9 protein-coding genes are annotated in these 12,992 nt (G+C 37.2%); 4 read left to right on the top strand and 5 right to left on the bottom strand.

Annotated elements, in window-relative coordinates; genetic code table 11:
• Positions 1-189: 189 nt before the first annotated feature.
• The 4 genes from JOD29_RS18125 to JOD29_RS18140 are packed head-to-tail and all read right to left on the bottom strand — an operon-like array spanning position 190 to position 4,786.
• The gene (locus JOD29_RS18125) at positions 190-1,440 is read right to left on the bottom strand and encodes a Zn-dependent hydrolase (protein WP_124766787.1); all 1,251 of its coding nucleotides are present in this window, start codon (positions 1,438-1,440) and stop codon (positions 190-192) included.
• Position 1,441: 1 nt separating this feature from the next.
• Positions 1,442-2,962, bottom strand: coding sequence for a sodium:solute symporter family protein (locus JOD29_RS18130; protein ID WP_124766788.1), 1,521 nt, complete (start codon positions 2,960-2,962; stop codon positions 1,442-1,444).
• On the bottom strand, positions 2,962-3,159 hold the full coding sequence (locus JOD29_RS18135; RefSeq protein ID WP_124766789.1) for a DUF3311 domain-containing protein: 198 nt from the start codon (positions 3,157-3,159) through the stop codon (positions 2,962-2,964). The genes JOD29_RS18130 and JOD29_RS18135 overlap by 1 nt, the downstream gene beginning before the upstream one ends.
• Entirely contained in the window at positions 3,146-4,786 is a 1,641-nt protein-coding gene (locus JOD29_RS18140; protein ID WP_124766790.1) for an amidohydrolase, read from the bottom strand. Before JOD29_RS18140 ends, JOD29_RS18135 begins: the two co-directional genes overlap by 14 nt.
• A gap of 500 nt (positions 4,787-5,286) precedes the next feature.
• Between JOD29_RS18140 and JOD29_RS18145 the strand changes: the two genes are divergently transcribed.
• Entirely contained in the window at positions 5,287-6,861 is a 1,575-nt protein-coding gene (locus tag JOD29_RS18145) for a PucR family transcriptional regulator (protein WP_124766791.1), read from the top strand.
• A 373-nt stretch (positions 6,862-7,234) separates the two neighbouring features.
• On the top strand, positions 7,235-7,411 hold the full coding sequence (locus JOD29_RS18150; protein WP_192894264.1) for a hypothetical protein: 177 nt from the start codon (positions 7,235-7,237) through the stop codon (positions 7,409-7,411).
• A 112-nt stretch (positions 7,412-7,523) separates the two neighbouring features.
• Here the strand turns inward: JOD29_RS18150 and JOD29_RS18155 are convergent, their stop codons facing one another.
• Positions 7,524-9,500 (bottom strand): methyl-accepting chemotaxis protein, encoded by a 1,977-nt coding sequence (locus JOD29_RS18155; protein WP_124766792.1) that lies wholly within the window; start codon positions 9,498-9,500, stop codon positions 7,524-7,526.
• Positions 9,501-10,015: 515 nt separating this feature from the next.
• On the opposite strand from JOD29_RS18155, the gene JOD29_RS18160 reads away from it, so the two are divergent.
• Positions 10,016-11,371 carry an aspartate aminotransferase family protein gene (locus tag JOD29_RS18160; RefSeq protein WP_124766793.1) on the top strand — a complete coding sequence of 452 codons (1,356 nt, stop codon included), beginning with the start codon at positions 10,016-10,018 and terminating at the stop codon, positions 11,369-11,371.
• 74 nt (positions 11,372-11,445) lie between these two features.
• The gene (ald, locus tag JOD29_RS18165; protein WP_124766794.1) at positions 11,446-12,579 is read left to right on the top strand and encodes an alanine dehydrogenase; all 1,134 of its coding nucleotides are present in this window, start codon (positions 11,446-11,448) and stop codon (positions 12,577-12,579) included.
• Positions 12,580-12,992 lie beyond the last annotated feature (413 nt).

The following is a 12,992-nucleotide window of genomic DNA, read 5'->3' on the forward strand; positions in this document are numbered from 1 at the left end:
GATCAACTAACTCTATTTCAAAAACTATTACTTTTATTTTAAAAGAAAAAAGACTGTAGGCAAACTCGAAATTTCGAGTTTGTCTACAGTCTGAGGAGGCTATTCTTAAGTGAATAGCCTCCTTACTTATTAATAAAGTTAAATTTCTAAAGTTTGAACAGTGTTTAGCTACGTTTTGCGCTTTTCAAGTTATTGCTTGTTTGAAGTGATTGCTTCTTTGGAAGTGTAGTGGTCATGAAGCGCTAATAATGTTTGTAACAAAACATTTGCGCCTTTATAGCAATCTTCATAGCTTGTTAATTCTTCTTCACAGTGGCTGCGTCCGTTTACGCTCGGTACGAAAATCATGGCTGTTGGCACAATACTTGCAATGAATTGTGCATCGTGTCCAGCGCCACTATACATACGGCGAGACGAATAACCAAGTTTCTCAGAAGCTGCTTGAATACTATCCGTTACGATTGAATCAAATACAACCGTATCGCGTCCCCAAAGCTTTTGAGAACTTACTGTGCATCCTTGTGCTTGAGAAGGGAGACGACGAATCGCTTCTTCCACTTGTTGAATCACTTTCGGATCTTGATGACGTGATTCTAGAGTAAAGGTAACCTGATTTGGAATCACTGTATGAATGTTAGGGGAGACATTGACTCGCCCCATGGTATAAACTAACTCTTCATCAAGTGTTCCTAATTCATTTTTAAGTTGAGTGATTAATTCGGCTGCTAAGAAGAGTGGGTCTTTACGATGCTTCATTGGTGTTGTGCCTGCATGGTTCGATTCACCGTTCACCGTAATTTCATAACAAACCATTCCTAGAACGCCTTCAACAACTCCAATATCCTTTTGCTCACTTTCTAGAACAGGCCCTTGTTCAATATGAAGCTCGACGAAAGCTAAAGCTTCTTTCAGGCGGTTTAGTTCCTCACCTTTAAATCCGCTGGCATCTAGTGCTTCACCAAAAGTAGTGCCATGCTTATCTGTTGATTGGAGCATTTTTTCTTTATCGAATTTGCCTACAAGGACACCTGAGCTCATCATGGCGGGGTCAAAGCGGGCACCTTCTTCATTTGTAAAGTTTACGATGGTAATGGGCGTATCAAGTTCAATATTGAAGTCGCGTAATGTTCTCACAACTTCTAGTGGGGTAATAACGCCTAACACCCCGTCAAAGCGACCACCTTTTTCAACGGAATCCATGTGAGACCCCATGACGATAGGGGGGATGTCTTTTTTGCCAGGTAGGGTTGCATAAATGTTTGCCATATCATCGATTTTGATTGTCATCCCAAGTTCTTCGCAGCATTGGATAAAATACTTGCGAACCTCAAGATCTTCATTTGATAAACAAAGTCTTGTGACGCCATTGTTTTCCGTTTTTCCAAATTGTGCAAACGTATCTATTGTTTCTTGAAGTCTTTTAGCATTACAAACTTTCATATTAATCCTCCTTAGTCACTGCTAATTCATCAGCTACAGAATGGCCAGTAGTAGGTAGTTGCTCGTCTTCTGTTTCTTTAATTAATCCATTTGTTGCAATACTAACTACAATTGCGATAATAAAGTTCATAATTAATGCGATCATACCTGTACTAATGTCGTTAATAACTGAAGGTACGTTCGGGAAGAATGTTGCAATTTTTGATCCCGTAATTTGCATATAGAAAACAAATGTGACGGCCACTATAATCCCTGCGATTGCTCCGTATTTATTTAATAATGGCTTTTTAGCGAAACTGAATAGTAATGCTGGTGCTAATTGAGTAATTAGCGCATAAGACAGAATATTTAATAGAGCTAACGCATCACTACCATTAATTGCAAAGTATAGTGAAATCATAACAATGAAGATAATTAATATTTTTGAAACTAGAAGCTGTTGGCGATCTGTTGAATTTGGTTTGACCACTTTATAAACACCTGTTGTTAAACCGATGGAAGCGGAAGTTAACATAACAGAAGCAGGGACTAATGCTGTTAGTAATCCGGCAGCTCCAACTACCCCAATAATCCAAGGGTCGAATGTTTGGATAGAAAGTCGTAATAACGAAAGGTCTCCTTCTGAACCTTGTAGGCCTGGAATTTGGATAATCGCTGCAAATCCAATGAAGAATGCGAATAATAGTAATAACGTATAAAGTGGTAATGTAATAGCATTTTTTCGTAGAGCCTTTTCGCTACTAGCTGTTAGGGCAACTGTAAATGAGTTAGGTAGTAAGTAGAACCCTAATGCATTTAATAAAACGGTCGAGACGAACCAGGAAATACTTAATCCGGAGCTAGCAATTGTTAATTTTTCAGGTGCTGAACTTTGGACTGCTTCAAATAACGGTTGAACACCACCAAAGTAATGGTAAGGGATATAAAGACCTAGGAATATAATCACGAGTAGAATCATAATGTCTTTTAAGACTGCTGTCCAAGCAGACCCATGAATACCTGAAATGATAACGTAAATTGTTACGATGATCGCACCTATTGTACTAGCAAGGGCAGGGGAGATGGCACCGTATGATGCTTCTGATACGATAATCCCTAAACCTTTTAATTGAATCATAATGTATGGAACTAATGCCACTGTTCCAAGAATAGCTGCAATAACACCTAATGAAGTACTTTTAAAAGCAGATGCAAAGTAACTAGGCTGAGAGATGATATTATGCTTTTTTGAATAACGCCAAACCTTTGGGATTAACCAGTAAGATAGAACGTAAGCCAAACAGATATAGGCTGGTACATAAAAGGCAGCCGAACCATTTGTGTAAGCCCAACCACTACCTCCTAAAAAGGTGAATGTTGTATATACTTCACCGGCAATTAGAAGGAAAACGAACATTGTACCAAAACCTTTATTTCCAACAGCAAACTCGTCCATGTTGATGTCTTTTCCACGAGTTGAGCGAATACCTAGGTACAGGGCTAAAATCGCAAATGCGAAAATAATGATTAATGAAGTATTCATTATGCTTCACCTTCCTTGTTGTCTGGATCGAATTTGTAAATAATCGTCATGATCACTGAAGACAAGATCATCCATAATACAATCCAAAATAATAAGAAAGGTAAGCCAAATACATAAGGTTCAATACGATTTGCGAGTGGTAAACATAAAATCATACCGATAAAAGGGATGATGAGGAGTAGTTTAATGTACTTCATGTACAACCCCTCCAATCGTATTAGTATTTCGTTCAAATGCAATTTTTCCATCTACAATTGTTGCATCAATTTGTAAGTCTTTGATTCTAGTTTTATCTTCTTTTAGGATGCTTCCATTTAAGATAATAATGTCAGCTAGTTTACCAGGTTCAATACTTCCTTTGATCTCTTCTTCAAACGAAGCGTAGGCACCATTCCATGTGTACATTTTAATGGCTTCAAGGACTTCAACAGCTTGTTCTGCCCCAATATCGACACCGTTTTTAGATTTACGATTTACTGCCGTGTGAATTCCGAGTAGAGGAGGGTAATCTGTTACAGGTGAATCAGAACCTGCAGCAGCAATAATGCCTTTATCGATAAAATCACGAGCAGGGTACATGTAGTTTACACGCTCCCCATAATTTCGGATATAAGATTCCCCAAACTCATAATGGAATGGTGGGTTTGGAATTGGTACCATACCAAGTTCTTTTATACGATCTTGTATATCAGGTGTTGAAATACCAGCGTGTTCAATTCGGTGTCGATGGTTGTCACGTGGATGTTCTTTTAATGCTCTTTCTACAACATTTAAGTACATTTCAATGGCTTTGTCGCCTTGAGCATGAACGGTAATTTGATAGCCAAGCTTGTGAGCTACACCTAGAACATTATAAATCTCTTCTTCTGAATAGTAGAGAATACCGTGATTTTCAGGATCGCTTGTATAGCCTTCACGAGTTGCAATCGTTGGGCCTGTACTACTTCCATCCGTAAATAATTTCACAGGACCTAATCGGAACCATTCATTGCCTGTCCCTGTAACCACTCCTGAAGCGATGATTTTTTCGGAGAAGTCTTTGGAATCGGTTAATGATCCAAGTAGGGCGTAAACACGGATTTGTAAAAGACCTTGCTGTATTGCTAATTGTAATGTACGGAAAGATTCAGACCCGAATGTGCCAGCTTCCCCAACACTTGTAATTCCGGTTTTAAGGAAATGTTCATTGGCAATTTTAATTCCCTCTTTTAATTCATCCTCGGAGTAAGTGGCAATTTCAGCAATTTGCATGCTAGCCGCTTCAATTAATCGACCAGTTAACTTTCCATTACTGTCTTTTTCAATGACACCACCTTGAGGGTCTGGTGTGTGTTCATCTATATTTGCTAGATTTAAAGCAGTTTGATTTAAAATACTAATATGACCGCAAGTTCTACTTATTAAAATTGGATGCTCTATGGAAACTGCATTTAATTCTTCAAGAGTAGGGTAGCGTTGTTCCGTTACTGTATTTTCATTAAAGCCCCAAGCCCGAATCCATCTACCAGGAGGAGTAACTTTTGCTTTTTCTTTTAAAGCATTTAGTAAAGTCTCTACAGAAGTTTGTTCAGGAGACTTACAGCTAATCGCTAACTGATTCACACCATAATACACTAAATGAAGATGTGCATCGTTAAATCCGGGTAGAAGTGAACGCCCATCTAAATCAATTTGTTTTGTTTCCTCCCCAATGAACTGTTGAAGTGACTCAAATTCACCAACTGCTAAAATTCGATTCTCTTTAATTGCGACACTGTCAACGATCGAGTTGTTCGCATCAACTGTAATGACTTCCCCATTGTAAAAGACATAATCTGCTACCATATGAAACAATCCCCCTTGTTTTATGAAGTTTGCCTCGGTTTCACTTATTCAAATTTTGTTTTGTGTAAAAGGTTGAAGGAGGGCATATACGGTACAAGTTGAAGTCAAAAAAACTTAGACGGTATTGGGACTACCATCACCATTTTTTTGCGTTTGTTTCATGGATGCGACGTATTTAGACTAACTACCTCAAGCTTCTTTCAAAATTCGTAACATCCACCAAGGGCTTTATCTTTGTCCACTGCACGAGCGAAGAAAAAATACCTATACACGAGAAATTATGCGGTTAAACGTGTAAGAGTAAGAACAATGTAACATTACCAAAAAGTATTAGGATATAGACGTTTTGTAAAATACAGAAGCAAAATATTATACTTTTCGTAAAATGCTAGAATAATTCAGATAATTCTCCTATAATACTAATATAACTAAATTTTGAAAATTTTGCACATTGAAGTGATTGGTGAAAAATATTGCTGTAAGGATGAGGGGGCCGGTTAGTGAATACCTATACTTTGCAATTAAATGATGTTTTAAGAAATAAACATTTTCAATCAGCGGAAATCGTAGCAGGAAGCGATGGATTAAATAATATAATAAAATGGGTACATATATTGGAAATTTGTAATTTTGAAAAGTTATTGAAAGGACATGAACTTGTTTTAACTACAGGGGTAAGTATCCAACAAAATACAGAAAAGCTTCTTCATTTTGTGGAAGGGTTAATTAAAGCAGGCTGTGCAGGCTTATGTATCGAATATGGTGACTATATACAAAAGGTACCAGATGAAGTAATTGAACTTGCGAATAATCACCAATTTCCAATTATTGTGTTCCATGAAGTTGTGGCATTTGTTGAGATTACCCAAGAGCTTCATTCATTAATTATTAACCATCAATACTTATTAATTTCCAAGCTAGAATATTACGCGCGAAGTTTAAGCAAAGAAACGCTTGTTGCCCAAACACCGAATCATTTATTAAAAATGATGTATAAATATTTGAAAGTTCAAACGGTATTCAAGGTAGAAGGGCAAGATCCAGTGTTCATACCTAATTTACCTAAGCAGCAACGAATCGCTTTATTAGAAAAGATTGCAGGACATCCTCAAGATGCAAGTTTTATTAGTCAGCCAATCCATTTATTTGAGCACCAATATGCAGAGATTATGCTATTTAGCGAAGAGAAAGTAATTACGGAATTTGAGTCGCTTATTTTGGATCGTACGGCAACTGCACTAGGCGAGTTTTTAATACGAAATCTTTATGTGGAAGAGAAAAAAGGGATTGAAGATGCGCAGTGGATAGAGGGTTGGTTAGAAGGTAAGCATTTAAAAGAAGATATTGATCAGTTTATTTTATCGCAATGGACAAACTATGAGCCTAAAGGTTGTACAGTTGTGATTACGTCAATTTCTGAAAACAAACCTAATCACCAACTCGATCGAACTTATTTAAAATTATATTGTAAGTCGATTTTTGATCAATACGGCTTTTATTCCTTTGTAGTAGAGAAAAATAAGTATTTAATATTTATTCTTCTAAATAAACGTGAGCGAAACACGATGAAGGAAAGAGTGGAAGAAGGGCTGAATAAGATCGAACAATCGGACTTGTTAACGAATCAAGATGCCTTTGACTTTAAATTTGCTGTTGGGCGATTAGTAGATCAGGTTCATCTTATTGGGGAAAGCTATTTAACTGCGTTAGATACTTTATATATTTCGAGAAAGGTTCAAACTACTTCCTACTTTTATGATGATCTTCATTTGTTCCGACTGATTTATCAAATGCAAAGACATACAGATTTAAAAGAAATGGTAAATGAATATTTACAACCGTTATTGGAGTTTGATGAAAAATATAATGGCCAATTAATTGATACATTGGAAGTCTATTTGCAGACGAATGGTTCAAAGCAGGAAACCGCAAAACGATTGTTCATTGTTCGGCAAACGCTATACCACCGTATTCGAAAGATTGAAAGTTTAATAGGGGAGGACTTTATGGACGGGGAGAAGCGTTTAGCATTGGAATTTATGCTGCTATCCCGGAAGTTCATGACAAAGGTCTAAAGAAAAGCGGAGCGCGTTCGTTTAGCCACGCGTCGGCAAAATCGTCACGTCCTGTGACATTGCCGACATGACTCACATCGTGTGAGCCCCAGGCACTGGCCGACAAAAACGCCACGTCGTGTGGCATTGTCGGCACTCGTACATCCATGTACTTCGGAGACTTCCGAGAAGCATGCTTGCATGCGTAGGAGGAAGTTGAAGTGACCCGAGTGGCTAACGCGCGGAGCTAGACAAAAGAAAAGCGGAGGCGGCTCGTCCCAATGTCGCTCATCGTGCTCGAGCATAAGCAAAGAAAATTGAACCTTTTTCATTCCTTCTTCGTATATTTAACTAGTTTTAAAAAGTAAATAATCTTGATGAGGAGTGAAATCATTTGGATTTCTTTTTTTACATTACAATAATCGTTGGGTTTTCTCTTATCTATTATGGATACGTTAAGAAACAAGACAATGATGTAAAGAAGAAACAATTAGAGCTTGAAGAAAAAAAGATAGAGTTGGAGATTAGAAGATTAGAACTAAATAAAGAACGTTATGAACCGGGTGAATAGTGTTGAACTAAAGATGATAAACACTAAAGAAAAGGACATTACTAATGAATTTAGTCATAGGTAATGTCCTTTTATAATTAATTACGTTATTTAATTTTCACTCTTGCGCGGCCTAATATTTAAACTTTGAAATCAGGATTTGTAACTCTTCCGCCATTTCTGTTAAAGCTTGTGCAGAAGCAGAGATTTCCTCCATTGCGGCAAGTTGTTGTTCTGCAGATGCAGCTACCTCTTCAGAAGCTGCGGCATTTCCCTGTGCGATAAAGGCATTTTGATTTGCACGTTCAGTTACTTCCTGTATGGAAGCAGATACCTGTTCTACCGTTGCTGAAACCTCTTCCATTTGAGGTGTTACTTTATTCATTGTTTCGATAATTCCGTAGAATTGCGTTACCGCCTCATTTGAAATTTGCACGCCATCGTTTACCTCTTGCGTAACGTGTGACATGATTTTAACTGTATTTTCCGTATCGTTTTGAATTGCTGAAATAATTTCTTGAATATCTTTTGCCGATTCTCGTGACTGTTCTGCCAACTTTTTCACCTCATTGGCTACAACCGCAAAGCCTTTTCCATGTTCTCCAGCTCTTGCTGCTTCAATTGAAGCGTTTAGAGAGAGAAGATTTGTTTGTTCAGCAATACCAGTAATGATTTTTAATATTGAATCGACTTGTTTAGAACGCTCAGTCAATGAATGAATCATTTTATTAGATTTCGAGACAGAATCATGGATTGATTCCATTTGATTGAGAATCTTTCCGACAGACTCGCCACCTGATAGTGCCTTTTTTGATGCCTCTTGTGTAAGTTCAGTCACTTCGGAAGAGAAGTGAGCAATGTGAATAGCCCCATCGGATATTTCCTTTAAAGCAAGAACACTTGTCTCCACACTTTCTTTTTGCTTTTCTGCACTAGCCGATACATGTTGGATAGATGTTGAGACCTGTTCTGTTGCTGCACTTGTTTCTTCTGAACTTGCAGATAGTTCTTCAGCAGAAGCAGCTACTTGTTCTGCATTTTGTTCAACCTTGCGTAAAAGTGATTTTAAGTTTTCTTGCATACCGATGAAAGCTTGTCCTAATAGACCAATCTCATCTGTTGTTATAACTTTAATGGATTGCGTTAGATCACCATTACTAATTGTAATTGCTTTTTCTTTCAGATCCTTAATAGGTGCGACAATAGAGCGGACAATTAAATATACCATTAAGCTACCAACAATTAGTGCGATGACAATTACTACTAACGTGGCATGTAAAATAGGGGAAGCTGCTTCGCTAATTTCGGAAGTGTATATATTACCACCAATTTTCCACCCTGTTAGTTCATTTGTTGTATACTTCATTAATTTCTCTTGGCCAGCTAAATTATATTCAAAGCTACCAGTTTGTTCTTTATACATATTTTCATAGAAGGATTCTTTTGCCTCTGTCCCGGGTTCATTTTCAGGATGGACAATGTAATTTCCGTTTTTATCTAATATTAACGCATATCCTTCTCGACCAATGTTTATGAGTTGTGTAATCTCCTGAAGGTAGCTCATTTTTAAATCGATTCCAATGACACCTGCACCATCACCTGTACTTTGTGAGACTGCAACAACTACATCATTCGTTGTGACAGATACGTATGGGTCTGAAATAACTGCTTGTCCTTTTTGAGTCATCGCTTCTTTAAACCAAGTTCGTTCCCTAGCGTCAAAATCTGCCCCAACTTCTGCATTGGGAATGACAAGGGTACCATCTGCAAGGCCAATATATATTGTCTCTATTTCTGGATGTAGCTCAAGGTATTGTTCTAAATAAGCTTCGATTTCTTTTGTGTTTTTTTTCTGTAGGCTTGTGGCATTAAATTGATTAGAAATTTTGCCGACGTCATGAATTTTTGGTTCAATGGCGTTATCAATTGAAAGGTTTAAAATGTTTAAGTTATCTTCGATGCCGTTTATTAGTTCATTGTTAATTGCATCTTTTGCTGCTATATACGACCGTGTCCCAATGATGATGGATGGTATGATTAAAATAAAAGCAAATGCAAAAATTAATTTTGGCCGAAGATTTCTAAGCTTAGGAAGTCTTAGTTTTTTCATGTTGAAATTCCCCTCTGTTTATTTAAAAAATATTAAGTTGGGTTATGCTGTTACACCTCACTTATTTTTTACAATTAATATATCGGTTCTATAATTGTTTTTCGTAGTGTTTATAAATATAAATTTTCACTCTTTTATGAATATACAAACAGATGAGGGAAACAGAACAGTTTGGTAGAGGAATATCGTTTGTAATTTTTAATTGAACTCCTGTATTGCATTAAATAGTTTATGTGACAGACTTTTTACTAACTTTAACGTAAAAGGTTTTTTTGTATTGTATGGACTAATCCCAGACTAAACATTCTTTAGGATTAGGTTTTAAATTGTTTGTAATTATGTTCTTTTACGTTGTGTATGAATTAAACGAATTTATTTTACGTTTTGTTAAATGAAAAGAATGAGGGAACAATTCATAATGGACTTAATAATACAGCGTTACAGATTACTAGACTTCTAGAGAAAAAACAGGTGTGAGTCGTAGCGCGTTTACTTAAGAATAGGAGCGTGGGCAAATGTTAGAAACGAACATTGGAAAAGAGTTATTAAGCAAAGATGAAAAATACGTTTGGCATTCCATGAAACCATATAATCCAAATGCAACAATTGTGGTAGAAAAATCAGGTGGTGCACGAATTACAGATGTAGATGGAACAGAATATATCGATGCAATGGCTGGTCTTTTCTGTGTAAATGTTGGTTATGGCCGCCCAGAACTTGCTCAAGCGGCATATGAACAACTATTAAAAAATGCCTATACACCTCTTTCTCAAGGGCATGTGCCTGCAATTGAACTGGCAGAAAAGCTGAACGAAATGCTTGGTGGTGACTATGTCATCTTCTTCTCGAACAGTGGATCAGAGGCAAATGAAACAGCCTTTAAGATTGCTAGACAATATCACCAACAAAGAGGAGAAGGATCTCGTTATAAAATTGTTTCTCGTTATCGCGCATACCATGGGAACTCAATGGGCTCTCTAGCAGCTACAGGTCAAGCAGAGCGTAAATATAAATATGAACCATTAGCACCTGGTTTCCTTCATGTAACGCCACCAGATTCATATCGTCGTAATGAAGATGAGTACACAGATGTATTAGAAATTCCAAGTGTAAAAGATGTAGATAACGTCATGACTTGGGAATTTAGCGAAACGGTTGCGGCAATGATTTTAGAGCCAATTATTACGGGTGGGGGAGTATTAGTTCCACCTCAAGGATATTTAAAAGGTGTAGAAGAAGTTTGTAAAAAACATGGTGCATTGTTAATTGTTGATGAAGTAATTTGTGGTTTTGGTCGCACAGGAAAACCATTTGGCTTCATGAACTATGACGTCAAACCAGATATTATTACGATGGCAAAGGGTCTTACAAGTGCTTATTTACCATTATCAGCAACAGCCGTAAAACGTGAAATCTATGAAGAATTTACGAAGAGCGGAAATTATGATTTCTTCCGTCATGTAAATACATTCGGTGGTAGCCCAGCTTCATGCGCACTGGCATTAAAGAACCTTGAAATCATGGAAAATGAAAAGTTATTTGAACGTTCAGCGGAAAAAGGTGCAGAAATCATTGAGAAGCTACAAAATGCTTTAAATGATCATCCATATGTTGGGGATGTACGTGGAAAAGGTTTGATTATTGGGGTTGAGTTAGTAAAAGACCGAACAACAAAAGAACCTTTAGATGTAGCATTAGTAAATCAAGTAGTCGCATCATGTAAAGAAAATGGCGTTATCATTGGGAAAAATGGTACAACAGTTGCTGGCTTTAATAATGTCCTTCAATTGTCACCACCATTAAGTATTCCAGAAGAAGATATTGAAATCGTTCTGAACACATTAGTGGATGCGATTAACAAATTAAAATAAACACAGTTGCATTTAGAAAATACAAGAAGTACACAAAAAACTAGTAATTAAAACACAACAAAGGGGATAATCATATGAAAATTGGAATTCCAAAAGAGGTTAAAGTATTAGAAAATCGTGTAGCAATCACTCCAGCAGGGGTAAAAATGTTAGCAAACGCAGGTCATGAAATCATCGTGGAACGAAATGCTGGAAAGCAATCAGGCTTTTTAGACGAATTGTATGAGCAAGCAGGCGCAACAATCGTTGAAACAGCAAAAGAAGCATGGGATGCGGAAATGGTTCTTAAGGTAAAAGAACCGATTGAACAGGAGTACCAATATTTCCGTGAAGGGCTCATTTTATTTACGTATCTTCACCTTGCTGCAGATCGCCCATTAACATTAGAGTTACAAAAGAAGAAAGTCGTTAGTATTGCGTATGAAACAGTACAATTAGAAAACCGTTCACTACCATTATTAACACCAATGAGTGAAGTGGCGGGAAGAATGGCTGCACAAATTGGGGCACAGTTACTTGAAAGAACACATGGTGGAAAAGGAATTCTGCTTTCGGGAGTTCCAGGTGTAAAACGCGCAACAGTTACAGTAATTGGTGGCGGTGTTGTAGGATACAATGCGGCGAAAATCGCTGTAGGTCTAGGGGCAGACGTAACTGTGCTTGATGTGAATCCAGCAAGACTACGCGAATTGGATAGTATTTTTGGAACTGCAATTTCGACATTAGTTTCAAATGAATACAATATCGAAGAACAAGTGGCGAAATCTGATTTAGTTATTGGTGCAGTATTAATTCCAGGGGCAAAAGCACCTAAGCTTGTAACAGAAAGAATGATTAGCAAAATGGAGGAAAACTCTGTTGTAGTAGACGTTGCAATTGACCAAGGCGGTATTTTTGAAACGGCTGACCACGTAACAACACATGATAACCCAACATATTTAAAACATGGTGTGGTTCATTATGCGGTAGGAAATATGCCAGGTGCAGTACCAAAAACATCTTCTGTGGCATTAACAAACGTAACAATTCCTTATGCACTACAAATTGCGAATAAGGGCTATGCAAAAGCATTATTAGATGACCCAGCTCTATTAAAAGGATTAAACACACTTGAAGGTCAAATTACGTACGACAAAGTAGCAGAAGCACATGACTTACCTTATGTACCTTCTGAGAAACTATTAAATAAAACTGAAGTAGCAATTTAATATGAAACTCAAGCTGATCTAAAGAGAAACACACTCTCTTAGGTCAGCTTTTTTTAGTGGAACATAGCTTTCGTAGTAAAAGAAACATCGAGGAGAGTTAGAGCTGTGGTGACAAATAAGTGCCTAGACTACAGCTTTACGACAAAATACGAGACTTTTTCCAAAATATTTCCCGAGAAATGTTTGATTTTGTTAAAAGGATAAAAAATTCAGCTTCTTGACCGTGACAATAACAAGTAAAATAGTACAGACCTTTGAATTATATAAGTAAGTTGAGTTTTAGATTCTTATGAGAATTACTCACAACGCCGATAAACCTTCAAAATTTGAGATTAAATCTACTAAAGTCGCGAACAATCCCAATGTCTTCATGTAAGATGCAAAAACAGGCTATTATCACACTAGACGAAATG

The organism is Lysinibacillus composti, from assembly GCF_016908465.1.
Classification (GTDB): Bacteria; Bacillota; Bacilli; order Bacillales_A; family Planococcaceae; genus Ureibacillus; species Ureibacillus composti_A.

Excerpts from the sequence above, each read along its gene's own strand:
- JOD29_RS18135 (WP_124766789.1), bottom strand. The coding sequence starts at position 3,159 with ATGAAGTACATTAAACTACTCCTCATCATCCCTTTTATCGGTATGATT.
- JOD29_RS18130 (WP_124766788.1), bottom strand. The coding sequence starts at position 2,962 with ATGAATACTTCATTAATCATTATTTTCGCATTTGCGATTTTAGCCCTG.
- ald (WP_124766794.1), top strand. The coding sequence starts at position 11,446 with ATGAAAATTGGAATTCCAAAAGAGGTTAAAGTATTAGAAAATCGTGTA.
- JOD29_RS18160 (WP_124766793.1), top strand. The coding sequence starts at position 10,016 with ATGTTAGAAACGAACATTGGAAAAGAGTTATTAAGCAAAGATGAAAAA.
- JOD29_RS18140 (WP_124766790.1), bottom strand. The coding sequence starts at position 4,786 with ATGGTAGCAGATTATGTCTTTTACAATGGGGAAGTCATTACAGTTGAT.
- JOD29_RS18125 (WP_124766787.1), bottom strand. The coding sequence starts at position 1,440 with ATGAAAGTTTGTAATGCTAAAAGACTTCAAGAAACAATAGATACGTTT.
- JOD29_RS18155 (WP_124766792.1), bottom strand. The coding sequence starts at position 9,500 with ATGAAAAAACTAAGACTTCCTAAGCTTAGAAATCTTCGGCCAAAATTA.